We start from the raw sequence: 25,691 nt of genomic DNA on the forward strand, positions 1-25,691 counted from the left end.
CTCATTCTCCAAAGCTGTTGGCTTGTACAGGCGGCGTTTAGGGCTGCCTGTCGCAAAGCAAAAAATTCAGGTTGGCGGTTCGGTCGATCATCTGACGTACCGCCTCGGACCCGCTGATGCCGCTCATTGCCGTATGGGTTTAACCGCAACGAACCGGCGAAGTTCACGCGCCTTGCGCAGCGACAGGGTTATGGACGGCACGCGATCGCCAGCCGTCACATGCCTGGCGGGCGTTTCACGCCCCGTTTACGGCGCGGATAAACGCCTGCACTTTCGACGTACTTTTAATGCCTTTGCTCTGCTCTACCCCGCCGCTGACATCCACGGCATACGGTTGCACCTGTTCAATCGCGGCGCGCACATTCTCAGGCGTCAGCCCACCGGCAAGGATAATCGGCTTGCTCGCCTGCCTTGGCACCAACGCCCAATCAAACGCCTCACCGGTGCCGCCAGGGATGCCCGCGACAAAGGTGTCCAGCAGAATGCCTGAAGCCTCGGGGTAACGCGCGATCATTGCCGCAACGTCGTCGCCGGTACGCACTCGCAGGGCTTTGATATACGGGCGGCCATAACCGGTGCAATCGGCGGCCGTTTCGTCGCCATGGAATTGCAGTAGGTCCAACGGCACCTGTTGCAGCAGGGTTTCCAATTCAGTGCGCGGCATATCAACAAACAAGCCGACCGTGGTCACGAAAGGCGGCAGCGCGGCGATGATGGCGGCGGCTCGCTCGGCCGTCATGGCTCGCGGGCTGTTGGCGAAGAACACGAAACCCAACGCGTCGGCGCCCGCCTCGATGGCAGCGAGTGCATCTTCAAGGCGGGTGATGCCACAGATTTTGCTACGAACGACGGACACGGCAGACACCTGAATAACCGGCTGTTGAACACAAGGCCTGGAATGGTAGCAAAGGCAATCGGCAGGCGTCAGCCAAGGTCCGGCAGACCCGAGAGGAAATGCGGCCCGATATAGCGCTCCGGCAACACGAACTCCGCCGGGTATTCGACCTGCACCAGGTACAAGCCAAACGGATGCGCCGTCACCCCGCCCGTGCGGCGAATACGCGACTCCAGCACCTCTTTCATCCACTCAACCGGGCGCTCGCCCGCGCCGATGGTCATCAGCACGCCGGCGATGTTGCGCACCATGTGGTGCAGAAAGGCGTTGGCGCGCAGGTCCAGCACAATCATTTTTCCGTGCTGGGTAACGCGCAGGTGGTGCATCTTTTTGATCGGCGACTTGGCTTGGCACTGCCCGGCGCGGAAGGCGCTGAAGTCGTGCTCACCGACCAAATATTGAGCCGCTTCGCGCATGCGCTCGACGTCCAGCGGCCGGTGGTTCCAGGTAATTTCCTCACCCAAATGCGCCGGTCGGATTTGGTCGTTGTAGATGACGTAACGGTAACGCCGGGCGATGGCTTTGAAGCGCGCATGGAAATGCGCCGGCATCACCTTGGCCCAGGTCACGCTGATGTCATGGGGCAAGTTGATATTCGCCCCCATCACCCAGGCTTTCAGGCTGCGCTCGGCTTGGGTGTCGAAGTGCACGACCTGACCGCAGGCGTGCACACCGGCGTCAGTGCGGCCGGCACACAGCAACGTGACGGGGGAATCGGCGACTCGCGACAGGGCTTTTTCCAGTTCTTCCTGGATGGTCGCCACGCCGGAGGCCTGGCGCTGCCAGCCACGGTAACGGGAGCCTTTGTATTCAACGCCGAGGGCGATTCTGGAAAAGCCAACGGCGGCCATTTCGGCCGCCGCTGTGGGTATTGCTTCAGTCATTAATCAGACGATACGGGCGATCAGCTCGCGCGCTTCCTGTTGTTGAACGTCGGTGCCTTCGCTGATCACTTCGTCGAGGATGTCGCGGGCGCCTTCGGAGTCACCCATGTCGATGTAGGCGCGGGCCAGATCGAGCTTGGTGGCGGTTTCGTCGGTACCGGAGAGGAAGTCGAAGTCATCGTCGGCGTCCAGGCTGGCCACCGATGGGCTAGCAGCTGGAGCGATCAACGAGTCGAAGTCGTCTTCTTCTGGGAGGTCCAGCTTGTCATTCATCTGATCCAGCTCGGCAGTCACTTCGTCCAGTTTGGCGGCGAACGTTTCGTTGGATACCGGTGCGCTTGGCTCATCGTCAGCCAGCGACAGGTCGAAGTCGGCCGGAAGCTCGTGCTCGGCGTCCAGGCCAGCGTGCAGCTCTGGGGTAGCGTCAGGCTCCAGGTTCAGATCAGCGAAATCATTGCTGGTGGTAGTGCTGTTGAGGTCGTCGTCCAGGCTCAGAAGGAAGTCGTCTTCTTCGCTGGTGGCGCTGGCTTTCGGCTCGTCCAGATCCAGGCTGAAATCGGCCAGGTCGTCGCTGAGAGCGGCGTTGCTGGTGGTGCTTGGGGTGTCGTCCAGGCTCAGGTCGAAGTCCAGGTCGCTCATGCCGCTGGCGGCTGGGCTAGTAGTCGAAGACAGCGCCAGCTCGTCGTCCAGGCTCAGATCACCGAAGTCGTTCAGCGAGTCGTTGCCGGCGGCGTTCAGGTCGCGATCCAGTTCAGCTTCCAGATCGTCCAGGCTCAAGTCCATGTCGTCGGCTGGCTGAGCGGCCAGTGGCGCAGGTTCGTCGAGGGTCAGGTCGTCGAGGCTGAAGTTGTCGGCGTCGCTGTTGTTGAAATCATCGTTGTGGTTATCAAGCGCCGAGGCAGCCATTACGCCAGCGAACGCGCCGAGTGCCGCAGCGCCCATGCCTGGGTAGCGGGATTTCAGCTGTTCAACTTCGCTGTGGGCGCCGCCGATTTCGTTCAGCTCACGCTCTTGACGAGCAAAGCCTTCCTGGTCGCCCAGCTCGGCCTGCACTTCCATCAATTTCAAGCGCAGATCCGCGCGGTGCGGTTCGTTGTTGATGGCGTCTTGCAGCAGCTCGGCAGCCTGGGTGAAGCGGCCGTAGGCGATGTAGATGTCGGCTTCGCCGAGCACGTCGCCGGTTTGCGCGGTCACGCGCTCTTCTTTGACCGGTGCAAAGTTGTCGTCGGTGGCGTCATCCAGGCCGGCGAACGAGGTATCTGGGGTATCCAGATCGTTGTCGAACGGGCTTTGCTCTTCGTGGATGTGAATCTCGTTGTGCAGCGCAGCTTCTTTCTGCGCGTTGCGGCGCGACAGTACCATCAAGCCGATCAACAGCAGCAACAGTGCGCCACCGCCGGCAATGCCAAGCATCATCGGGTTGGCCATCAGGTCGTCGACGAAGCTGGTTTCTGCGGCTGGCTCAGGCGCGGACACAACAGCGGGCTTCGGCTCGGCCGGCGCTTCGGCTGGCTTGGGCATTGGCGCCGGCGCGGCTTCTGCTGGTGTTTTGGCGGCTTCAGCAGCCGATTGCTCGGCCGGGTCTTCGCTGTAGTTGTAGTCGGTCTCGCCGCTTGCGTTCGCAGCCGGCGCTGGGGTTGCAGGAGTTGCAGCCGGGGCCGCTGGCGTGGTTTCAGCTGGCTTGGCGGCGTCCACGGTCGGTGCCGGTGCTGGCGCAGCGGCGCTTGGGGCGGTGGCTGGAGCAGGCATTTCGACCTTGGCCGGTGCGGCCGGGGTGGCCGAAGCGCTCGGCGTTGCCGTTGCCGTCGAAGAGCCTGCAGCTGCTGAGGCTGGCTGTTTGGCTTTGGCAGCCAGATCGGCCTGCAACTTGGCCATCTGGCTGTCTTTGAGCTGGAGCAGGCGGTTGAGTTTGTCGACCTGGCTTTGCAGGTCGCCCATGCGACTCTTCAACTCGTCGTTTTCACGGCGAGTGGAATCCAGGCTTTCTTTGGTGACCGCCAATTTGTCGTTGAGCGCCTTGGTGTCGCCACCGGTGCCTTTGTCAGCGCCGCGAGTGGCTTTGCCGGCATCACCGGACAACAGTTTGAGGCTGTCTTTGTCGTCGGTTTTCGCAGGGGCGGCGCCAGCGGTGTCGCGTTTGGTGGCGTCCAGCTGGCGAGCGCCAGTGGCGGCTACGCTGCGGCGCTCACGCCAAGCGGTGTTCTGCGACGCCACCTGGGCAATTGCTTCGCTCTGCGAGCGCGACTTGATCTGTTGATCATCAGGCAGGCGCAGCACCTGGCCGCTTTTCATGCGGTTGATGTTGCCGTCAACGAAGGCATCAGGGTTGAGATCCTGAATGGCCAACATGGCCTGGTGCACCGAACCACCGGAACGGGTGCGCTGAGCGACTTCCCAAAGCGTGTCGCTAGAGGTGGTTTTGTAGGTGTCGTCGGCCACTTTGCCAGCCGGTGCGGCGGCAGGTGCCGGAACTGGCGCAGGCGTTGCCGGGCGGGCGGCAGGTGCCGACGGCGCAGGCGCAGCGGCGACCGGTGCGGCTGGACGTGCTGTAGGGGCAACGGCGGCCGGCTTGCTTGCAGGTTTGGCGGCCGGCGCAGCCACAGGCGGCTTGGGCGCGGCAGCGGCGGCAGTTTGAGGGGAATAAAGCGGCGGATCGAGCAGCAGGGTGTATTCGCGCATTACGCGGCCGCTCGGCCACAGCACTTCCACCAGGAAGTTCAAGTAAGGCTCGCGAACCGGTTTGCTGGAAGTCACGCGAATAACGCTCTTGCCATTAGGCTTGAGCACCGGCGTGAACTTGAGATCAGTTAGAAAGTATTGACGGTCAATACCGGCTTTATTGAATTCTTCAGGGGATGCCAGATTCGGAACCACCTCGTTAGAAGCCAGATCCCGAACTTCGACGAGTTCGATTTCTGCGTCCAATGGCTGATTCAGCGCCGACTTCAGGGTCACTTCCCCGAGCCCCAACGCGTGCGCCATACCGGACGTCAGCGCCGAAGCAGCCGCGATTGCCAGCACCAGTTTGCGAACCCGAGCCATAGCGATATCCCTTGTTTTATCTTTCTTCTCGAACTGCGAGAGGGTCTTATTACAGTTGCTGCCTGTTCCGCCTTGCGGCGGCTCCCCAACCAACAACAGCTCAGCCCCCGGTTGTACCAAGATAGGCCAAGCTAGAATGATTCTTCAAATTTCTAGGTAAGTATCTTTTACAGATAGTGTTTTATCAATAACTCAGCAATTTGGACAGCGTTCAGAGCGGCGCCTTTGCGCACATTATCAGACGCAATCCACAAATTGAGTTCGGACAAATCGTCGAATCCGGCACGAACCCGTCCGACATAGATCACATCCTGGCCAACGGCGTCCCCGACCACGGTCGGATAATCGCCCTCTTCCACCAGTTCGATACCCTCGGCCGCTTCCAAAGCGGCGTTCACCGCAGCCACATCCACAGCGTTAGAACACTGCAACGAAACGCTCAGGCTGTCGCCGAAAAACACAGGCGCGAGCACGCAGGTGGCGGACACCTTGAGGTCTGCCTTGGCCATCACCGCTTTCAACTCTTCAACCAGGCGCTTTTCTACGCGGCTGAAACCACTGGCATCCGGCTTACCCACCTGCGCCAATACGTTGAAAGCAACCTGACGATCAAAGAACCGCGGCTCCAGCGGACGCACATTTAGCAATTCCGCTGTTTGTCGGGCGAGTTCCGACACCCCTTCCCGACCGACACTCGAAATTGCCAGACATGCCGTCGTGGTCACCCGTTGGATATCCAACACCGCGCGCAAAGGCGCCAGCGCGACGGCCAAGGCAATCACGCAAGGACTCGGGCTGCTGATCTGGAACGGCGCTTTAAGCTGTTTCAACACATCGGCATTGGCCTCGGGCACCAGCAGCGGCGCCTCGGCGGCTGGCAGCGCGCCGGACAAGTCGATCAAATGGCAGCCGGCGGCCTGGGCACGCGCGACTAAACTATGGGTGACCTGCTCGGCGGCGGCGAAAAACACCAGCTGCACCTGAGCGAAATCGAATTTCTCGACCTCACGCACCCGCACGTTTTTGCCACGAAATGGCACCGACGCGCCGGCCGATTCAATGCTGGCCAGCAGGTGCAAGTTGCCGACAGGAAATTCGCGCTCTTCAAGCACTTGAACAAGGGTTTCGCCGACGGTGCCGGTGGCGCCAATGATGGCGATATCGAAAGTCTGGCTCATGCTGCTACCTCTGTTGAACGCCGGGTGTAACGCGGGGAGCGGCACTGTACCCGCCCGCACATAAAAAAACAGCCTTGGTGTTGCACAGGCGTTAACCCGTGCGCTCCAAGGCTGTTTTTTCACATCGACTATCTGTGCGCCCTTCCCTTCTTTATAGAAGAAGGGTTGCGGCGATTAACGCTCCAGCAGAATCCGCAGCATGCGGCGCAGCGGTTCGGCGGCGCCCCACAGCAGTTGGTCGCCCACGGTGAAGGCGCCCAGGTACTGCGAGCCCATGTTCAGCTTGCGCAAGCGGCCAACCGGAACGGTCAGGGTGCCGGTCACGGCCGTCGGGGTCAGTTCCTTGATGCTCAGCTCGCGCTGGTTCGGCACCAGTTTCACCCAAGGGTTGTGCTGGCTGATCAAGCCTTCGATATCGCTCAACGGCACGTCTTTGTTCAGCTTCAGGGTCAGCGCCTGGCTGTGGCAGCGCATGGCGCCGATACGAACGCAGATGCCGTCGACCGGAATCGGGCTCTTAAAGCGACCCAGAATCTTGTTGGTCTCGGCCTGGCCTTTCCACTCTTCACGGCTTTGGCCGTTGGGCAATTCTTTGTCGATCCAGGGAATCAGGCTGCCAGCCAACGGCACACCGAAGTTTTCGGTAGGGAACGCGTCGCCGCGCATGGCTTCGGCCACTTTGCGGTCGATGTCGAGGATGGCGCTGGCCGGGTTGGCCAGTTCATCAGCGACAGCGGCGTGGGTGGCGCCCATTTGCTTGATCAGCTCGCGCATGTTCTGCGCACCGGCGCCAGAGGCCGCCTGGTAGGTCATGGCATTCATCCACTCCACCAGACCGGCTTCGAACAAGCCACCCAACGCCATCAGCATCAAGCTGACGGTGCAGTTGCCGCCGATGTAGTTTTTGGTGCCGGCGTCCAGCGCCTGGTCGATGACCTTGCGGTTCACCGGGTCGAGCACGATCACCGAGTTATCGTCCATACGCAGCGAGGACGCCGCGTCGATCCAGTAACCATTCCAGCCCGCTTCGCGCAGCTTGGGGAATACTTCGCTGGTGTAGTCGCCGCCCTGGCAGGTCAGGATCACATCGAGGCCTTTGAGCTCTTCAATGCTGTAAGCGTCTTTGAGCGGCGCAATGTCTTTACCCACGGCCGGGCCTTGGCCCCCGACATTGGAGGTAGTGAAGAACACCGGTTCGATCAAGTCGAAATCCTGCTCTTCGAGCATCCGCTGCATGAGTACGGAACCGACCATCCCGCGCCAACCGATCAGACCTACACGCTTCATCGCAACTACACCTTAAGAAAACATGAATACGAACCCCCGCTTTCGAGGGGGTCGCAGAGAGTAACCGAGTTGATGTCGCCCGTGCGACCCCGAAAGCGGTTGTTGCTTGGCGCCGCTATTTACAGCTCACGCAGCGCCTTTACCACGGCATCGCCCATTTCACGGGTGCCGACCTTTTTGCAGCCTTGCGACCAGATGTCACCGGTGCGCAGGCCTTGGTCCAGCACCACGCCAACCGCTTTCTCAATGGCATCGGCCGCAGCGTTTTGGTTGAAGCTGTAACGCAGCAGCATCGACACGGAGAGAATGGTTGCCAACGGGTTGGCAATGCCTTGGCCCGCGATGTCCGGGGCCGAACCGTGAGACGGCTCGTACATGCCCTTGTTGTTGGCATCCAGCGAGGCGGACGGCAGCATGCCGATAGAACCGGTCAGCATGGAAGCCTCATCCGACAGAATGTCGCCGAACATGTTGTCGGTCACCAACACGTCGAATTGCTTAGGCGCGCGCACTAGCTGCATGGCGGCGTTATCGACATACATATGGCTGAGTTCGACGTCCGGGTAATCCTTGGCCACTTCCTCAACCACTTCGCGCCACAGTTGGCTCGAAGCCAGCACGTTGGCTTTGTCTACCGAGCACAACTTCTTGCCGCGCACGCGCGCCATGTCGAAACCGACACGAGCGATGCGGCGAATTTCGCTTTCGCTGTACGGCAGGGTGTCGAAGGCAAAGCGCTCGCCGTTTTCCAATTGCTTGGTGCCGCGCGGCGCGCCGAAGTAGATGCCGCCGGTCAGCTCACGGACGATCAGAATATCCAGGCCCGCAACGATGTCGCGCTTGAGCGACGAGGCGTCAGCCAGTTGCGGATACAGAATGGCCGGACGCAGGTTGGCGAACAGACCCAGGGCGGAACGTATTTTCAGCAAGCCGCGTTCAGGGCGAATGTCGCGTTCAATCTTGTCCCATTTCGGGCCGCCGACAGCGCCCAGCAAGATGGCGTCCGCAGCCTGGGCGCGGGCCAGGGTTTCGTCAGCCAACGGCACGCCGTACTTGTCGATGGCAGCGCCGCCGATCACGTCTTCACTGAATTCAAAACCCAGCTGGAATTTGTCGTTGGCCAGTTCGAGCACTTTCACCGCTTCGGCAGTGATTTCTGGGCCGATGCCATCGCCGGGAAGAATCAGGATTTGCTTGCTCATAGGTTCCTCAAATTAACAAATGGACGGGCTTGGGGGCGCGTCTTCAAAAATCTTGAATTTCACATCGGCGGTTCCGCGGGCGGGGGGCCGATGGTTTGAATCCTGTAACGGTCGCGGATCACCGTTTCCTGGACGACTCTGGGTTCCCGCCGAGCACCGTCTCCCGAACGACCCTGGATCCCGAATCGTCGGACCGCCGCCTTCGCGAGGATGACGGAGCCATTTGACCCACCACCGTCATTCCCGCGAAAGCGGGAATCCAGAATGTCTCGTCGAGCACCTTCTCCGGAACGAGCCTGGATCCCGAATCGTCGGACCGCCGCGTTCGCGAGGATGACGGTGGTGGTTGACCTATCTCCGTCATTCCCGCGAGGATGACAGTGGTTGCAATCCTTACTTCTCAGCCCACACCACCAACACATCCGTACTAAACGTACCGTCTTCACCAATCTCGAAATACTCGCGTACTTCCGCGCCCATCGCTTGCTGCAGTTCACGAATCGCGACGCGCAAGGTTGGCGGCGTGCGCATGCGTTCCACCCACGAGCTGTATTCCAGCTGCAAACGCTGGCGGCTGTAGCTGCGGGTGTGCAGGCCGGCGTCGCTGATGAAGCGCAGCCATTCGCTGGCAGCGTAGTTGCGCACATGGCTGGTGTCGCGCAGCACTTCCACGGTTTGCAAATAGGTGTCGAGCAGCGGCTTGCCCGGCGACATTACGTCGATAAACGCCGCCACCCCGCCCGGCTTCAATACACGCCGCACTTCGCGCAGGGCCTGGCCGACGTCGCTCCAGTGGTGCGCCGAGTAACGGCTAAAGACGTAGTCGAATTCGCCATCCGCGAACGGCAGCTGTTCGGCTGCGCCGTGCTGGGTGCGGATGTTGCTCAGCCCGCGCTCGGCAGCAGCGTGGTTGACCACGTCGAGCATTTTCTGCGACAGGTCGTAAGCCACCACTTCATGCACCAACGGCGCGGCATAAAAACTGACGTGCCCGGCACCACAGCCCAAGTCCAGCACTCGCGCCGTCTCATGACCGGCCAGCTCAGCCTGTAGCAGAGCGAATTCAGGACCTTGGGCGTGCACAGCACTGCTCAGGTAGGCGGCAGCCTGTTCACCGAATTGTTTCTGTACGACTTGAGCGTGGGCGTTGCTGGTCATGGATACGTCCTTCTATGTGTTGAGCGCTTGCTGTGGGAGAGGCTTTAGCCTCGATGCTCTTGATTCCCCGTTTCCAGGAATCGAGGCTGAAGCCTCTCCTACAGGTTTAACTTTTTCAGTCGCGAAACAACCACGGCTGACTGGCGCGGTGCTTGGTTTCAAACGTGCTGATCGCCGCTGCGTCCTGCAGGGTCAGGCCGATATCGTCCAGGCCATTGAGCAGGCAGTGTTTGCGGAACGCGTCGACGTCAAAACCAATCACTTTGCCGTCGGCACGGGTCACGGTTTGCGCGGCCAGGTCGACGCTGAGTTGGTAGCCGACGTTGGCTTCAACCAGGTCGAACAATTCGTCCACTTCGGCTTCCGGCAAGATGATCGGCAGCAAGCCGTTCTTGAAGCTGTTGTTGAAGAAGATGTCGGCATAGCTCGGCGCGATGATGGCGCGGAAACCGTACTCTTCCAGTGCCCACGGGGCGTGCTCGCGGCTCGAGCCGCAGCCAAAGTTCTCGCGAGCGAGCAACACGCTCGCGCCTTGATAGCGCGGGTGGTTGAGCACAAAGTCTTTGTTGATCGGGCGGGTGGAGTTGTCTTGGTTCGGCTGCCCGACATCCAGGTAACGCCACTCGTCGAACAGGTTCGGACCGAAACCGGTGCGCTTGATCGATTTCAGGAATTGCTTGGGAATGATCTGATCGGTGTCGACGTTGGCGCGATCCAAAGGAGCGACCAGGCCGGTGTGCTGGGTAAACGCTTTCATGTGCTGGGCCTCAAGCCTGGGTCAATTCGCGAACGTCGATAAAGCGGCCGGTTACCGCAGCGGCGGCGGCCATGGCCGGGCTCACCAGGTGGGTGCGGCCACCGGCGCCCTGACGGCCTTCGAAGTTGCGGTTGGAGGTAGAGGCGCAATGCTCGCCGCTGCCGAGTTTGTCCGGGTTCATGGCCAGGCACATGGAGCAGCCCGGTTCGCGCCATTCAAAACCGGCTTCGAGGAAAATGGTGTGCAGCCCTTCTTCTTCGGCCTGCGCTTTCACCAAGCCGGAACCCGGCACCACCATCGCCTGCTTGATGGTCGAGGCCACCTTGCGGCCCTTGGCAACCACGGCGGCGGCGCGCAAGTCTTCGATACGCGAGTTGGTGCACGAACCAATGAACACGCGGTCGAGCTGGATATCGGTGATCGCCTGGTTGGCGGCCAAGCCCATGTATTTCAACGCGCGTTCGATAGAGTCTTTTTTCACCGGGTCGGATTCTTTACTTGGGTCCGGCACGCTGGCGTCAACCGGCAACACCATTTCCGGCGAAGTGCCCCACGTTACTTGCGGCTGAATATCGGCGGCGTTGAGTTCGACCACGGTGTCGAATACGGCGTTTTCGTCGGAAACCAAGTCTTTCCAGGCTTCAACGGCGGCGTCCCAATCGGCACCCTTCGGTGCGAACGGACGGCCCTGAATGTAGGCGACGGTTTTCTCATCCGCAGCCACCAAGCCCACGCGGGCGCCGGCTTCGATGGACATGTTGCAGATGGTCATGCGCCCTTCGATCGACAAATCGCGGATGGCGCTGCCGGCAAATTCCAACGCGTGGCCGTTGCCGCCTGCGGTGCCTATTTTGCCGATCACGGCCAGCACGATGTCTTTGGCGGTGACGCCGAACGGCAATTGACCTTCGACGCGCACCTGCATGTTTTTCATTTTCTTGGCCACCAGGCACTGAGTGGCGAGCACGTGCTCGACCTCCGAGGTGCCGATGCCATGGGCCAGCGCGCCGAACGCGCCGTGGGTCGAGGTGTGCGAGTCGCCGCACACCACGGTCATGCCCGGCAAGGTGGCGCCTTGCTCGGGGCCGACGACGTGAACGATGCCCTGACGAATGTCATTCATTTTGAATTCGAGAATGCCGAACTCGTCGCAGTTGTCGTCCAGGGTTTGCACCTGAATGCGCGACACTTCGTCAGCGATGGCCGCGATGCCGCCTTTGCGCTCGGTGAGCGTGGTCGGCACGTTGTGGTCCGGGGTGGCGATGTTGGCGTCAATGCGCCACGGTTTGCGCCCGGCCAGACGCAGACCTTCAAACGCTTGCGGCGACGTCACTTCGTGAAGGATGTGGCGGTCGATGTAGATCAGCGACGAGCCATCGTCACGCCGTTTTACCTCGTGCGCTTCCCAAAGTTTGTCGTAGAGCGTCTTGCCGGCCATCAGTTATTCCTCATCAGGTTTGCGTTTGGGCCTTGTCGGCTGAGCGTTTGCCCCTGTCCGAATAACCCTTCTGCTTATGGGGTTGGATCGTAAGGACTTGCTTTAAATAACTCAAATTCATATTTTTCATACTTTGGATAACCAAGTGGAATCCCAGTATGGATCTGGCCAACCTCAACGCCTTTATCGCCATTGCCGAAACCGCCAGTTTTTCGGGCGCTGGCGAGCGTTTACACCTAACCCAACCGGCCATCAGCAAGCGCATCGCCAGCCTTGAGCAGCAGCTGGACATGCGCCTGTTCGACCGCCTTGGCCGCGAGGTGAGCCTGACCGAAGCGGGCCGCGCCCTGCTGCCGCGTGCGTATCAGATTCTCAACGTGCTGGATGATACGCGCCGCGCCCTGAGCAACCTCAATGGCGAAATCAGTGGGCGGTTGACCCTGGCCACCAGCCATCACATTGGCCTGCACCGCCTGCCGTCGTTGCTGCGCGCCTTTACCCGCGCCTATCCGCAGGTTGCGTTGGATATTCAGTTTATGGACTCGGAAGTGGCCTATGAGGAAATCCTCCATGGCCGTGCCGAGGTGGCGGTGATTACGCTGGCGCCGCAAACGCACGCGCCGGTGCGTGCCGTACCGGTGTGGGACGACCCGCTGGACTTCGTCGCCGCCCCTGAGCATCCGCTGGCACGCTTGAAGAAAATCGATCTCAAGGCCATTGCCCAGCACCCGGCGGTGTTTCCCGGCGAGAACACCTTCACCAACCGCATCGTCAGCAAGCTGTTCGCCGAACAGAGCCTGACGCCCAATATCGGCATGAGCACCAACTATCTGGAAACCATCAAGATGATGGTTTCAATCGGTCTGGCCTGGAGCGTGCTGCCGCGCACCATGCTCGACGACCAAGTGGCGCGCCTGCCTATTCCGGGCATTCAGTTGCGTCGCCAATTGGGCTACATCTTTCATACCGAACGAACCCTGTCCAACGCAGCCAAAGCGTTTATGGCGCTGCTGGACGCCCAACGCGAAGAAACGCCGCGCAGCGATCAATAGTGGCGTCTTGCCTAAGCGGGCAGGCAGACGCTAACGTGCTACACATAATGATAAGAAGGGCGAGCCCATGACCCCACCCCGCTTGCATATAACCGCGTCGTACCCCTCCGTCGAATGGGGCATTTATGCCCAAACCATCTGATTCCCTGCCGCCACGGCCGCATATTCCTGTGTCCGACCCGGTCGAACGGGAGAAAGCCTGGCAAGACGCACCGCGCCTGCTCGCCGCCCTCAATGGCGCGCGCCTCGGCGCCTGGCACTGGGAACTGGAAACCGGCCGCATTAACTGGTCGCGCGGTGCCCAGGCGATTTTCGGCCTCGACCCCAACCGCCCGGTGCGCCAGCCGGTCGACTACTTCTCGCTGATACCCGAAGACGAGCGCGACACGGTTCAGACCCTGTTCCAGGAAGCCATCAGCGGTTTGCCGACTACGCGCGCCTTTCGCCACCGCATTCGCTGGCCCGACGGCAGCCTGCATTGGCTGGAAATTTCCGGCAGCCTGCAGCGCGACGAGAACGGCAAGCAAAGCATGATGGGCGTGATTCGCGACGTCACCGAACAGCAAGAACGCGAGCACGCCCTGCGCGCCTCCGAGCAACGCTTCGCCAGCCTGTTCCACCTCAGCCCCGACGTGATTTTGTTGGTGCGCTATGAAGACAACGTGCTCATCGCCACCAATCAGCACTTCGAAACCCTGTTTGGCTGGGCGCCCGAGGCGTGCATTGGGCGGTCGGTGGGCGAGCTTAAATTGTGGGCCAACCCCGCGCAGCACGAGCAATATTTGCTCGACCTGACGCAAACCATCGAACCCGTGAGCCACGAAGTGCAGCTACGCACACAAGACGGCCGCCTGTTGGACGGGCGCTTATCCAGCCAACTGATTGAGCTGGAAGACCAGAGCTTTATCCTCAGCACTTTTCTCGACCTCAGCGAGCACAAGCGCCGCGAGCAGGCGTTGCGGGCCAACGAAGACAAATTCGCCAAGGCCTTTCGCAACACGCCCGACGCCGTGGTGATTACTGACCACCCGACCGGCGAATTTATTGAAGTGAACCCAGGCTTCGAGGCGCAGTTCGGCTGGAGCGCTGCCGAGGCGCTGGGCCGAACCTCGGTGCAATTAGGCTTGTGGCACAACATTGATGACCGCCGGCGCATGCTCGAAACGCTGGAGCAGAAAGGCCGCATCGAGCAGCTGGAAATCGTGCTGCGCGACCGCGCCGGCCGGCAGAGCATCAATGTGGTATTTGGCGGAAAAATCGAGCTGGATGGCCGGCCGTGCCTGGTGTTGTCCATGCGCAACATCACCCAGCAGCGTGAGCAGGAGCAGGAACTGCGTGACAGCCGTGAGCGGCTTTCACTGGCCTTGGAATCAGCGGAGCTCGGCACCTGGGATTGGCACATCCCGAGCAACATGCTGTACGGCTCGCCCCGCGCCTCGCAATTACATGGCATGGCCAACGAGCCCTACCACGGCAGCTTCGCCAGCTTTTTCGGCAGCGTGCCGGAAGCTGAGCAGCACGCCATGCGCCAGGCGTATCGCGACGTGGTCGAGGGCGAACGCAAGGATTACCAGATCACCTACAGCTCGCAGTTCGCCAACGGCGAGGTGCATTTCCTGGAGAGCACCGCCAAGCTGTACCGCGACAGCGACGGCGAGCCGCTGCGCATGGTCGGCATTTTGATGGACATCAGCGAACGGGTGCACCGCGTGCAGCGCCTGGCCGCGTCCGAGGAAAAGTTCTCCACACTGTTCCAGGCCAGCCCCGACCCGATTTGCGTGTCGCGCGTGGTGGACGGCGTGTTTATCGAGGTTAACCCGAGTTTTTGCAGCACCTTTGGCTGGAAAGCCGAAGACATCACCGGCAAAAGCGCCAAAGAGGTTCGTTTTTGGGCCGACCCGCAAGTACGTGAGCGCTTGGGTGCCCAGCTGCGGCGCGACAAGGAACTGAACAACGTCGAAGCGCGTTACTTCACCTACAGCGGCGAAGAACTGACCTGCGCGGTATCGAGCCGCTACATCAACGTCGACCGTGAGCTGTGCATCACCACCACGTTCCGCAACATCACCGAACGCCAGCAAGCACAGGTCGCGCTCAAGGCCAGTGAAGAGAAATTCGCCAAGGCGTTTCACTCAAGCCCCGACGCCATCACCATTACCGAGCGCCAAGACGGCCGCTATATCGAAGTGAACGAGGGCTTCTTCCGCCTCACCGGCTTCCGCCCGGACGAAGTGATTGGCCGCACCCCCGAAGACCTCAACGTGTGGGCCAAGCCCAGCGAGCGCGAGCGCCTGATTGAGCTGCTGGAACGCGACGGCCGGGTGCATCACCTGGAAATGCTTGGCCGCCATCGCGACGGCACGCTCAAGCAAGTTGAAGTATCGGTGGAGCCCATCGACCTCAACGGCCAGAGCTGCCTGCTGCTCACCGCGCGCGACATCGACGAACTGAAAAAAGCCCATGCGCAGATTCAGCACCTGGCCTACCACGACCCGCTGACCAACCTGCCCAACCGCGCCTTGCTGATGGACCGGCTGACCCAGCAGATTGCCCTGCTCACCCGCCACGACCTGCGCGGTGCGCTACTGTTTCTCGACCTCGACCACTTCAAACACATCAACGACTCGCTGGGCCATCCGGTCGGCGACTCGGTGCTGAAAATGGTCACCGCGCGCCTGGAGGCCAGCGTGCGCCAGGAAGACACCGTAGCGCGTCTGGGCGGCGACGAATTTGTGGTGCTGCTCTCCGGCCTGGAAGGCAAGCGCTCGGAAGTGATGCGCCAAGTGCGGCAGATCGCCGACAAGCTGCGCAAGCTGCTGGCCGAGCCGATGCTGCTCGACAGCCACCGCCTGCAAGTGACGCCGAGCATGGGCATCGCGCTGATACCCGACCACGGCAATACGCCGGCCGACCTGCTCAAGCGCGCGGACATTGCCCTGTACCGCGCCAAAGATTCCGGCCGCAATGCCATTCAGATGTTTCGCAAGAGCATGCAAGAAGCGGCTAGCGAGCGCCTGCGCCTGGAGAACGATTTGCGCCAGGCGCTGGTGCGCGGCGAATTCAACCTGCACTTCCAGCCCCAAGTCGACGCCCGCAACGGCGCCATCATCGGCGCCGAGGCGCTACTGCGTTGGAGCCACCCGACGCTCGGGCCACAGTCGCCGGCACAGTTTATCCACGTGCTGGAAGAAAGCGGTCTGATTCTGGAAGTCGGCGGCTGGGTGATGGCCGAAGCGTGCCACGCCTGCGCGCGGTTGTTGGCTGACGGGCTGATCAACGCTGACAACTTCAGCCTGTGCGTCAACATCAGCCCGCTGCAGTTTCGCCAGAACAACTTTGTCGAGCGGGTTTCCAACAGCCTGCGCGACAGCGAACTGCCGCATTCGATGCTCAAGCTGGAAATCACCGAAGGCATCGTGATTCAAAACATCGACGACACCATCGCCAAAATGCTGCGCCTGAAAAAGATCGGCGTGACCTTTGCCATGGACGACTTCGGCACCGGTTATTCGTCGCTCACCTACCTCAAGCGCCTGCCGGTAGACGTGCTGAAGATTGACCAATCGTTCGTGCGCGACGCCACCAATGATCCTAACGACGCGGAGATCATTCGCGCCATCGTAGCCATGGCACGCAGCCTGGGATTGGAAATGATTGCCGAGGGCGTGGAGCAGCAAGACCAGTTGGATTTCCTGCTCAAGGAAGGTTGCCACTTCTATCAGGGCTACTTGTATAGCCGGCCGGTGCCGCTCGCCGACTTCCGCGCGCTACTGCCGCAGGCAGTGCAAGGGCCATAAGGCAGACACGACAAGGGCGCCCTGAGGCGCCCTTGTCTTGCTGATGTCATCCCCGCGCAGGGGTTGCGATCAGCTATTCAACGCCGGACGCGAACCCGCAATCGGGATGCGTTTTGGCTTGGCTTCTTCCGGCACTACGCGCTCAAGCTCAATGCTCAGCAGGCCGTTGGCCAAGTCGGCGCTTCTGACCTCGATATGGTCGGCCAGACGGAACGACAACTTGAACGCACGCTGGGCAATGCCTTGGTGCAGGTAGGTGACTTCTTTGTTGGCGTCAGCCCGTTTGCCGCCACTTACGGTCAGCACGCCGCGCTCGACTTGCAGCTCCAGGTCTTCGTCCTGGAAACCGGCTGCAGCGACCACGATGCGGTACTGGTCGTCACCGTGTTTTTCCACGTTATAGGGTGGATACGAACTGCCCTGATCGTTGCGCATGGCGGTTTCAAACAGGTCGTTGAAACGGTCGAAGCCAACGGAGCTACGGAACAGCGGAGCCAGGGAAAATGCAGTACTCATGGTGTTGCTCTCCTGAAAAAATCAGCAAGTGGTTAAGTCCGGGACCCGACTTCGGCATCCCGTAACCGCTAGATAAGGACAGGCGAAACGTTTTCAAGAGAGCCCACAAAAAAAATCAAAAACTCGAGGCTGAAGCCTCTCCCACAGAAAACGCCTCGGCTGTAGGAGCGGCTTCAGCCGCGAGCCGTTGACCGTGGAATTGCACATTCAGCAACTCATCAATGCGCACGCAATCGCTTTCCCGGCGAATCTGGCTGAACAATTCCATGGCCTGCGGGTAGTTGCGGGTCAGCTGACCGAGCCACTGTTTCAGTCGTCCCGGCGCGTAACGCGGCGACAACTTTCCCCGGGCTTGCAGCCAGAACGATTGCAGCAAGGGCATCAGTTCAGCCCACGTCATGGGCACGATTTCCTGTCCTGCTCGGGCCGCTGCAATTTGCCGGGCTAAGTCGGGCAACGCCACCAGTCCGCGGCCCAGCATGATGTCGTCGACGCCGCTGATTTCGCGGCAGCGCCGCCAATCGTCAACGCTCCAGATTTCGCCGTTGGCGTACACCGGCACCTTAACCACGTCCTGAATACGCGCAATCCATTCCCAGTGTGCTGGCGGCTTGTAGCCGTCGCGCTTGGTGCGGGCGTGCACGACAATTTGCGAGGCGCCGCCGTCGGCCAGGGCGCGGGCGCAATCCAGAGCGCCGTCGGGCACTTCGAAGCCCAAGCGCATTTTCGCCGTGACCGGAATGGCCGCAGGCACGCTGCGGCGCACTTCGCTGACGATGGCGTGGAGCAGCTCCGGCTCCTTCAGCAAAATGGCGCCGCCACGGGATTTGTTCACGGTTTTGGCCGGGCAGCCGAAGTTCAAATCCAGCACCGGCGCGCCCAACTCGCAGGCCAATGCGGCGTTGTCGCCCAGGCACACCGGATCAGACCCCAGCAGCTGCACCCGCAGCGGCACGCCAGCACGAGTGCGGGCGCCGTCGCGCAATTCGGGGGCCATTTTGAGCATATGCGAGGCCGGCAACAGGCGGTCGCTGACGCGGATAAATTCGGTCACGCACCAGTCGATGCCGCCCACTTGGGTCAGCACGTCACGGAGGATTTCGTCGACCAAGCCTTCCATAGGCGCCAGGGCGATTTGCATAACGACAATCTCTTTAGAGCAGGCGAAAAAGGCGTCTAGTGTAGGGACCGGCACAGGGCAAGGCGATGATTGAGAGTGAATTCAATTGGCCAGCATGCGGTCACAACGCATAGAACCCGATGAAAGGATGTCGTCCATGCCCATTTCACGCCTGTTACTCGCCCTCGCCTGCCTCGTTTGCCTGACGAGCGCCAATGCCGAATCGCTGGTACCGCCGCCGGACGTACCGCTTACCGCCGCACCCGACAGCGAAGCCATGGCGCGTCTGGTAGTGAGCCGTGACAACAACGCGCCGAACGCCTGCGCGGTGGACTTGTACGTGCAAAACCAATTGGTGGCGCAGCTCGCGCCGAAGCAGTCGATTGCTGTCGATGTGCCGCCAGGCGAGGTGTCGATCAGCGTCTCGCGCGGCGGCTCGGGCTATTGCGTGAGCGATATGCCAGCCAATGCGCAGTCCGCCGTCTTTACGCCTGGGGAAACCCGTGAGTTCAAGATTGTGGTGGATGACACTGGGGCGTTTTTGTCGCCGGCTGATACTCAGGCGCCTTGATGCGGGCTTTGCCGTTTGCAGGTCTGGCCCATCGCGGCTAAAGCCGCTCCTACAGGAAGATGAGCATTCGGCGCCGGCATTTCCCCATGAGACTCTGGATCCCCGCCTGCGCGGGGATGACGGTGGGGTTTGGAAGGTGTTCGTCATTCCCGCCGAAAAGCGGCCCCTGTAGGAGCGGTTTTAGCCGCGATGGGGTCCGCGCATCAACGCTGAAGAACGGCCGGACCGTACCCTTCGAGAAATTCCGGCGGCATGCGCTTGGGCTTGCCGGTGCTGAGTTCGATGCACACAAACGTGGTTTTCGCCCGCAGCAACGTGACGCCGTCGGCCGGGCGAATCAGCTGGAAATGCCGGCTCATGCGCAATTTCTGGTCCGACTCGATAATCCAGGTTGCCACCTGAAGCTCGTCGCCTTCGTAGGCGCTGGCCAGGTAATCCACCTCATGACGCACCACCGCCATCGCGCGGTCCAGTCGGCGATATTCGCTCAGATCCAAGCCCAGACTCTGCGAATGGCGCCATGCACAGCGCTCAAGCCAACTGACATATACCGCGTTATTGGCGTGGCCGAGACCATCGATGTCATCGGCGAGCACCTGCAGGTCAATCACAAACGGCGTCGGCAAATCCCAGTTCATACGTCTCTCCATGGCGGCGAGGCGGCAGTTTAGCAACGTGGGGAATCGGGCGAAATCAGATCAGGGCCATGAATGGCGAACGAAACGCGGTGCCTTGTAGGAGCGGCTTTAGCCGCGATTGGGGCACTTGCCGCTTCCAGATCAACAGCATCGCGGCTAAAGCCGCTCCCACAGTGAACGGCAGCTGGTTAGTAGCGCTTTTGCCACCCCAAAAAAACAAAAGGGCTGCTCATAAGAGCAACCCTTCAAAAGTCCGCAGAGCGGATAAATTGGCGTCCCCTAGGGGACTCGAACCCCTGTTACCGCCGTGAAAGGGCGGTGTCCTAGGCCACTAGACGAAGGGGACAAAACCTTCAAAAACAAGGCCAGCAATAAGCTGGCCCGTGGCAGTTCTAACAATGTTTACTGCGAAATTGGTGGAGATAAACGGGATCGAACCGTTGACCTCTTGCATGCCATGCAAGCGCTCTCCCAGCTGAGCTATACCCCCAGATTTATCGCCTCTCGGCTCACAGCACCTTGCGGTGTTGCGTTTTAAATCGTGGCGTCCCCTAGGGGACTCGAACCCCTGTTACCGCCGTGAAAGGGCGGTGTCCTAGGCCACTAGACGAAGGGGACGCAAAACCCTTCTAACAACTCAACCCGTTCCAGGAACCGGTTGTGGCAAGCCTTTCGGCTTTAGAGATTGGTGGAGCTAAACGGGATCGAACCGTTGACCTCTTGCATGCCATGCAAGCGCTCTCCCAGCTGAGCTATAGCCCCATCTCGAGGACGGGGCGCATGTTAAGCGTGAGCCTTGGGGCTGTCAACACTATTTTTCCTACATACTTATTTTTTATGCTGGAAGAACAACTACTTACCCTGCCCTTCCAGCATTTTCAGCGCTTAACGGCGTGCGATAAAGCGCCTTAAGCGATGCTCGCCAGCAGCTTTTCCCACTCTTTTGTTTCTTTTTTCGACACGCCGCCGAGCAGCTCGATGGCTTGGCGCAAGCGGAAGCGGGTGAGGTCCGGGCCGAGAATTTCCATGGCATCCAGCACCGACACCGAGCTGGCCTGGCCGGTGATGGCGACAAACATCAGCGGCATGGCATCGCGCAGTTTTAGCTCCAGATGCTCGACCACCGCCTGAATGCAGCCGGTGATGTTGTCTTTTTCCCAGTGACGCAGCGATTCGAGCTTCCACAGAATCAACTGCATCACCTGACGAACCTGCTCCGGCGAGAGCTTTTTATGCTCGAACTGCGCGGCATCCAGCGGCAAGGCGCCAGCGAAGAAGAAGTTCGCCAGCGGCGCGACCTGACTCAGGGTTTCTACCCGGCCCTGGACGTGCGGGGCGATTTGCATCAGGTACTCGGGGTTCAACGCCCATTTCTGCACCTGGGCGGCGAAGTCTTCAACGCTCAGTTCGCGAATCCACTGGCCGTTGAGCCACGACAGTTTTTCCAGGTCGAAAATCGGCCCGCCCAACGACACGCGCTGGATATCGAAGTGCTCGACCATCTCGTCCAGGGTGAATTTCTCGCGCTCGTCCGGCATCGACCAGCCCATGCGGCCCAAGTAGTTGAGCATTGCTTGCGGCAGGTAACCCATGCGCTCGTAGAACGTAATCGAGGTGGGGTTCTTGCGTTTGGACAGCTTGCTTTTGTCCGGATTGCGCAGCAGCGGCATGTAGCACAGCTGCGGTTGTTCCCAGCCGAAGTACTCGTACAGCTTGATCAGCTTGGGCGCCGAGGGCAGCCATTCTTCGCCACGCAACACGTGGGTGATGCCCATCAGGTGATCGTCGACAACGTTGGCGAGGAAGTAGGTCGGCAGGCCATCGGTCTTCATCAGCACCTGCATGTCCATGCGGTCCCAGGGAATTTCGACTTCACCGCGCAGCATGTCCGGCACCACGCACACGCCTTCGGTGGGCATCTTCATGCGCGTAACGTGCGGCTCGCCAGCGGCGATGCGCTGCGCCACTTCGGCGGCCGGCAGATTCATGCACAGGCCGTCGTAGCGCGGGGTTTCTTTCTTTTCGGTTTGCTCGGCGCGCAGTTTGTCCAGGCGCTCGGCGGTGCAGAAGCAGTGGAAGGCGTGGCCTTTTTCCACCAGCTCGGCGTTGTACTTCTGGTAGATCGGGCCGCGCTCGCTCTGGCGATACGGACCATGCGGGCCGCCAACATCCGGCCCCTCGCTCCACTCGATGCCCAGCCAGCGCAGGGCGTCGTAAATCTGCTGCTCCGACTCGCGGGTGGAGCGCAGTTGATCAGTGTCTTCAATACGCAGAATGAACTCACCACCGTGCTGACGGGCGAAGCACAAGTTGAACAGCGCGATATAAGCGGTGCCAACGTGGGGATCGCCGGTAGGCGATGGCGCGATACGGGTGCGTACTTTAGTCATGGAAAGTCTCGAATCAGCAGGTCAATTAAGGGCATCGGGCCGCCGCAGGTGGGCGTCGGCGGTCGGTATTCAAAGAGTGGGCGGCAATGTTACCAGCCGCACCACGGAAGGCTCCAGCAAACCGCCTTCCTCCAAGCGCAGGCTGCGCATCAGGAAGTCGAGAAAGGCTTTGACCTTCATGGCTTGGAAGCGCCGCGACGGGTAAACGGCATACACCTCGCCCACCGGCAAGCGCACTTCAGGCAGCAATTCCACCAACTGCCCGCGCACCACTTGGTCCTCGCTGAGCATACACGGCAGCGCCGCAATGCCCGCCCCGGACAACGCTGCCTCGCGGGCAAAGGTGAGGTTGTTGCACGACAACACGCGCTGACAGGGAATGTTCTCCCCCAGCAGCGGCCAGTAACGAATGGAGTCTTGCGGCAACAGAATGGCGCGGTGTTGGGCCAGGTCTTCCACCACGCGCGGCGTGCCGTGCGCCTTTAAATAGACGGGGCTGGCGCACAGGCGGCGGCCGCTGGAAAACAATTTGCGTGCGATCAGCGTTGAGTCTTGCGGCTGGCCGATCAGGATGGCGATGTCGACGCCCTCCTCCAGCGGATCCACATGCCGCGAGGTGATTTCCACCTCGGCGGTGATCTGCGGGTACTGCAACATAAAGGCGCCAAGCACGCGGCCGAGAAATAATTGGCCAAACTCGATGGGCGCGGTGATGCGCAGCAAACCCGCCGGTTCTTGCTGCAGTTGCATAACGGCCTGCTCGGCCTCGGCGAAGTCCAACATGATTTGCCGGCAGCGCTCGTAATAGGCCTGGCCCACTTCGGTGAGGCGAAGTTTGCGTGTGGTGCGGTTGAGCAAGCGCACGCCGAGCCGCTCTTCGAGCAAGGCGATACGGCGGCTCACCGTCGATTTCTGCATCGCCAGCGCCTGCGCCGCCTGGGTGAAACTGTGGCATTCCACGACGCGGGTGAAGATCAGCGCATCATCCAGCCCCATTATTGTTCCCCATAAGCAACAAAGTTTCTGAATTGTATCGGCTACTTGGTTGCGTGGAACACTGTTAGATTCGCTTACACTTTTGCCCCCCTTCGGGGAATTGCCCTACGAGCTCTCGCATGCCTGCCCAATTGCAACGCCGTCTGTTTATCTTCCTGGCCATTCTGCTGATTATTGCCGGTGGTTTTTTCGCCCACTGGTTTCTGGTCGGCCGTTTTATCGAAACCACCGACAACGCCTATGTGCAGGGTGAAATCACCCGCGTTTCCAGCCAGCTCAGCGCGCGCATCGAAACGGTATTGGTGCACGACAACCAGCACGTGGAAAAAGGCGAGCTATTGGTAAAGCTTGACCCTGAAGACTTCCGCATTGCCGTCAGCCGCGCCGAAGCCGCGCTGGCGACCCGCGAAGCCGAGTTGGTGCAGGCGCAAAGCAAACTCACGCAACAAAGCAGCATGATCGCCGCCAGCGAAGCGGACGTAACGTCTTCCGAAGCCACGCTGGGCCGCGTGCAGATGGACCTCTCCCGCGCGCAAACCCTGCGCAAGCCGGGCTATGTGTCTGAAGAGCGCGTCACCACCCTGGCCGCCGACAACCGCGTCGCGCGTTCGCAAGTGAGCAAAGCCCAGGCCGACCTTCAGGCCCAGCGCCAGCAGGTGAACTCGCTGAACGCCGACATCAAGCGGCTGCAAGCACAGATCAGCAACGCCAAAACCGACCTAGAGCAGGCCAAGCTCAACCTCAGCCGCACCGAAATTCACGCGCCTATCAGCGGCATGATCGGCCAGCGCGCCGCGCGCAATGGTCAGTACATTCAGGCCGGCGCCTACCTAATGTCCTTGGTGCCCGATGAAGACATCTGGGTGCAGGCCAACTTCAAAGAGACCCAGATCGGCGAGATGCAGCCAGGCCAGAAAGCCGAGCTGGAATTCGACGCCTACCCCGGCAAGTCCATCGAAGGCACGGTGCAAAGCCTGTTCGCCGCCTCGGGCGCGCAGTTCAGCCTGTTGCCGCCGGACAACGCCACCGGCAACTTCACCAAGGTGGTGCAGCGTATTCCGGTGAAACTCACCTTCGCCGCTGACAACCCGCTCAAGGGCAAGATTCGCCCCGGTATGTCGGTGACCGTGAAAGTGACCATCAAGGCGGACAACAGTGGCAGCTGACGCCCTGGTTCGCCCGGACGGCGAACCCTCGCGGCGTGACTGGATTGCGGTAATGAGCGCCATGCTCGGCGCGTTTATGGCCGTGCTGGATATTCAGATCACCAACTCCTCGCTCAAGGATATTCAGGGCGCGCTGTCGGCCACGCTGGAAGAAGGCTCGTGGATTTCCACGTCTTACCTAGTCGCCGAAATCATCATGATTCCCCTCACCGCCTGGCTGGTGCAGTTGCTATCGGCGCGGCGCTTGTCGGTGTACGTCTCGATCGGCTTTCTGATTTCCTCGCTGCTGTGCTCCATGGCGTGGAACCTCGAAAGCATGATCGTCTTCCGCGCCATGCAAGGGTTTACCGGCGGCGCGCTGATTCCCCTGGCGTTCACGCTGGTGCTGATCAAGCTGCCGGAAAGCAAACGCGCCGTCGGCATGGCCATGTTCGCTATGACGGCCACGTTCGCCCCCTCCATCGGCCCGACGCTGGGCGGTTGGCTGACGGAGAACTGGGGCTGGGAATACATCTTCTATATCAACGTGCCGCCTGGCCTGCTGATGATCGCCGGACTGCTGTATGGCTTGGAGAAAAAGGCGCCTCATTGGGAGCTGCTGAAAAGCACCGACTACGCCGGCATCCTCACCCTCGGCATTGGCCTGGGTTGCTTGCAGGTGTTCCTTGAGGAAGGCCATCGCAAGGATTGGTTGGAGTCGGCGTTTATCGTGACCTTGGGCAGCATTGCCCTGATCAGCCTGATTTCTTTTGTGATCGTGCAGTTTTCCAAGCCGAATCCGCTGATCAACCTGCGCATTCTGGGGAACCGCAACTTCGGCCTGTCGAGCATTTCCAGCCTTGGCATGGGCGTTGGGCTGTATGGCTCGATCTATTTGCTGCCGCTGTACCTGGCGCAAATCCAGGGCTACAACTCCATGCAGATCGGCGAAGTGATCATGTGGATGGGTGTGCCGCAGCTGTTTCTGATTCCGTTCGTGCCGAAACTGATGAAGTTCATTTCGCCGAAATGGCTGTGCGCGGCCGGCTTTGGTTTGTTCGGGTTGGGCAGTTTTCTGTCTGGCGTGCTGAACCTGGATTTCGCCGGTCCGCAGTTCAACCATATTCAACTGCTGCGCGCGTTCGGCCAGCCGCTGATCATGGTGACCATCTCGCTGATCGCCACGGTGTACATCAGCGCGCAGGACGCCGGCTCCGCCTCCAGCCTGTTCAATATTTTGCGTAACCTGGGCGGCGCCATCGGCATTGCCCTGCTCGCCACGCTGCTCGACGCGCGCACCAAGATTTACTTCGACTACCTGCGCGAAGCGATTGTGCCGAGCAATCCGCAAGTGGCCGAGCGCATCAGCAGCCTCACGCAAACCCTGGGCAACGAGACCGCCGCGCTGGCCAAGCTCAGCGAGATCACGCACCAGCAGGCGATGATCATGGCCTACAATGACGCCTTCCATTTTGTCGGCCTGGCGCTGGCCATCAGCATGATCGCCGTGCTGCTGACCAAAGCGTTGCCGTCCGGCGCCACGGGTGGCGCTGCGCACTAAGCTCATCACTCCATCTATTAACGATGCGCCGGCGCCCTGCCGGCGCGCGTCATTTCAGGCCCTC

The 25,691-nt window shown here is 60.6% G+C and carries 19 protein-coding genes and 4 tRNA genes; 5 read left to right on the forward strand and 18 right to left on the reverse strand.

The window, feature by feature from the left end; genetic code table 11:
• Positions 1-235 precede the first annotated feature (235 nt).
• From ACZZ0Q_RS14640 to leuC, 9 genes are all read right to left on the reverse strand, one after another.
• A complete protein-coding gene (locus tag ACZZ0Q_RS14640; RefSeq protein WP_463541795.1) occupies positions 236-856 on the reverse strand; it encodes a phosphoribosylanthranilate isomerase in 621 nt (206 codons plus the stop codon).
• Between the two features lie 68 nt (positions 857-924).
• Positions 925-1,746 carry a tRNA pseudouridine(38-40) synthase TruA gene (gene truA / locus ACZZ0Q_RS14645; protein ID WP_463542323.1) on the reverse strand — a complete coding sequence of 274 codons (822 nt, stop codon included), beginning with the start codon at positions 1,744-1,746 and terminating at the stop codon, positions 925-927.
• 36 nt (positions 1,747-1,782) lie between these two features.
• Complete coding sequence (locus ACZZ0Q_RS14650) at positions 1,783-4,821, reverse strand: FimV/HubP family polar landmark protein (RefSeq protein WP_463560705.1); 3,039 nt, start codon at positions 4,819-4,821, stop codon at positions 1,783-1,785.
• Positions 4,822-4,988: 167 nt separating this feature from the next.
• Positions 4,989-5,999, reverse strand: coding sequence for an aspartate-semialdehyde dehydrogenase (locus ACZZ0Q_RS14655; protein WP_463542322.1), 1,011 nt, complete (start codon positions 5,997-5,999; stop codon positions 4,989-4,991).
• Positions 6,000-6,173: 174 nt separating this feature from the next.
• Positions 6,174-7,286, reverse strand: coding sequence for an aspartate-semialdehyde dehydrogenase (asd, locus tag ACZZ0Q_RS14660; protein ID WP_122497184.1), 1,113 nt, complete (start codon positions 7,284-7,286; stop codon positions 6,174-6,176).
• Positions 7,287-7,405: 119 nt separating this feature from the next.
• Entirely contained in the window at positions 7,406-8,488 is a 1,083-nt protein-coding gene (gene leuB / locus ACZZ0Q_RS14665) for a 3-isopropylmalate dehydrogenase (RefSeq protein ID WP_463541794.1), read from the reverse strand.
• A gap of 393 nt (positions 8,489-8,881) precedes the next feature.
• Positions 8,882-9,646, reverse strand: coding sequence for a class I SAM-dependent methyltransferase (locus ACZZ0Q_RS14670; protein WP_463541793.1), 765 nt, complete (start codon positions 9,644-9,646; stop codon positions 8,882-8,884).
• Between the two features lie 115 nt (positions 9,647-9,761).
• Positions 9,762-10,403: a 3-isopropylmalate dehydratase small subunit gene (gene leuD, locus ACZZ0Q_RS14675; protein ID WP_122497178.1), complete on the reverse strand. Its 642-nt coding sequence runs from the start codon at positions 10,401-10,403 to the stop codon at positions 9,762-9,764.
• Positions 10,404-10,413: 10 nt separating this feature from the next.
• Complete coding sequence (leuC, locus tag ACZZ0Q_RS14680; protein WP_463541792.1) at positions 10,414-11,841, reverse strand: 3-isopropylmalate dehydratase large subunit; 1,428 nt, start codon at positions 11,839-11,841, stop codon at positions 10,414-10,416.
• Between the two features lie 158 nt (positions 11,842-11,999).
• Between leuC and ACZZ0Q_RS14685 the strand changes: the two genes are divergently transcribed.
• Together ACZZ0Q_RS14685 and ACZZ0Q_RS14690 are read left to right on the forward strand one after the other, a co-directional pair.
• Positions 12,000-12,893 (forward strand): LysR family transcriptional regulator, encoded by an 894-nt coding sequence (locus ACZZ0Q_RS14685; RefSeq protein ID WP_463541791.1) that lies wholly within the window; start codon positions 12,000-12,002, stop codon positions 12,891-12,893.
• Between the two features lie 125 nt (positions 12,894-13,018).
• On the forward strand, positions 13,019-16,690 hold the full coding sequence (locus ACZZ0Q_RS14690) for a PAS domain S-box protein (protein WP_463541790.1): 3,672 nt from the start codon (positions 13,019-13,021) through the stop codon (positions 16,688-16,690).
• 69 nt (positions 16,691-16,759) lie between these two features.
• Here the strand turns inward: ACZZ0Q_RS14690 and ACZZ0Q_RS14695 are convergent, their stop codons facing one another.
• Positions 16,760-17,206 (reverse strand): Hsp20 family protein, encoded by a 447-nt coding sequence (locus tag ACZZ0Q_RS14695; RefSeq protein WP_122497170.1) that lies wholly within the window; start codon positions 17,204-17,206, stop codon positions 16,760-16,762.
• 115 nt (positions 17,207-17,321) lie between these two features.
• Positions 17,322-18,347, reverse strand: coding sequence for a tRNA dihydrouridine synthase (locus tag ACZZ0Q_RS14700; protein ID WP_463541789.1), 1,026 nt, complete (start codon positions 18,345-18,347; stop codon positions 17,322-17,324).
• 136 nt (positions 18,348-18,483) lie between these two features.
• On the opposite strand from ACZZ0Q_RS14700, the gene ACZZ0Q_RS14705 reads away from it, so the two are divergent.
• Entirely contained in the window at positions 18,484-18,897 is a 414-nt protein-coding gene (locus tag ACZZ0Q_RS14705; protein WP_122497166.1) for a hypothetical protein, read from the forward strand.
• A gap of 203 nt (positions 18,898-19,100) precedes the next feature.
• Here the strand turns inward: ACZZ0Q_RS14705 and ACZZ0Q_RS14710 are convergent, their stop codons facing one another.
• The 7 genes from ACZZ0Q_RS14710 to ACZZ0Q_RS14740 form a co-directional block, all read right to left on the reverse strand.
• Positions 19,101-19,535 (reverse strand): acyl-CoA thioesterase, encoded by a 435-nt coding sequence (locus ACZZ0Q_RS14710; RefSeq protein WP_122451206.1) that lies wholly within the window; start codon positions 19,533-19,535, stop codon positions 19,101-19,103.
• A gap of 270 nt (positions 19,536-19,805) precedes the next feature.
• Positions 19,806-19,881 (reverse strand) — tRNA-Glu (locus tag ACZZ0Q_RS14715).
• A gap of 68 nt (positions 19,882-19,949) precedes the next feature.
• Positions 19,950-20,025, reverse strand: a tRNA-Ala gene (locus ACZZ0Q_RS14720).
• A gap of 52 nt (positions 20,026-20,077) precedes the next feature.
• Positions 20,078-20,153: transfer RNA gene (locus tag ACZZ0Q_RS14725), tRNA-Glu, on the reverse strand.
• Between the two features lie 68 nt (positions 20,154-20,221).
• Positions 20,222-20,297, reverse strand: a tRNA-Ala gene (locus ACZZ0Q_RS14730).
• Positions 20,298-20,443: 146 nt separating this feature from the next.
• Positions 20,444-21,925, reverse strand: coding sequence for a glutamate--tRNA ligase (gene gltX / locus ACZZ0Q_RS14735; RefSeq protein ID WP_463541788.1), 1,482 nt, complete (start codon positions 21,923-21,925; stop codon positions 20,444-20,446).
• Positions 21,926-21,994: 69 nt separating this feature from the next.
• Positions 21,995-22,921, reverse strand: a complete 927-nt coding sequence (locus tag ACZZ0Q_RS14740; RefSeq protein ID WP_463541787.1) for a LysR family transcriptional regulator — start codon at positions 22,919-22,921, stop codon at positions 21,995-21,997.
• 119 nt (positions 22,922-23,040) lie between these two features.
• On the opposite strand from ACZZ0Q_RS14740, the gene ACZZ0Q_RS14745 reads away from it, so the two are divergent.
• Together ACZZ0Q_RS14745 and ACZZ0Q_RS14750 are read left to right on the forward strand one after the other, a co-directional pair.
• Positions 23,041-24,087, forward strand: a complete 1,047-nt coding sequence (locus ACZZ0Q_RS14745) for an HlyD family secretion protein (protein ID WP_463541786.1) — start codon at positions 23,041-23,043, stop codon at positions 24,085-24,087.
• The gene (locus ACZZ0Q_RS14750) at positions 24,077-25,627 is read left to right on the forward strand and encodes an MDR family MFS transporter (protein ID WP_463541785.1); all 1,551 of its coding nucleotides are present in this window, start codon (positions 24,077-24,079) and stop codon (positions 25,625-25,627) included. The genes ACZZ0Q_RS14745 and ACZZ0Q_RS14750 overlap by 11 nt, the downstream gene beginning before the upstream one ends.
• Positions 25,628-25,691 lie beyond the last annotated feature (64 nt).

This window comes from Pseudomonas sp. AC070, assembly GCF_979258635.1.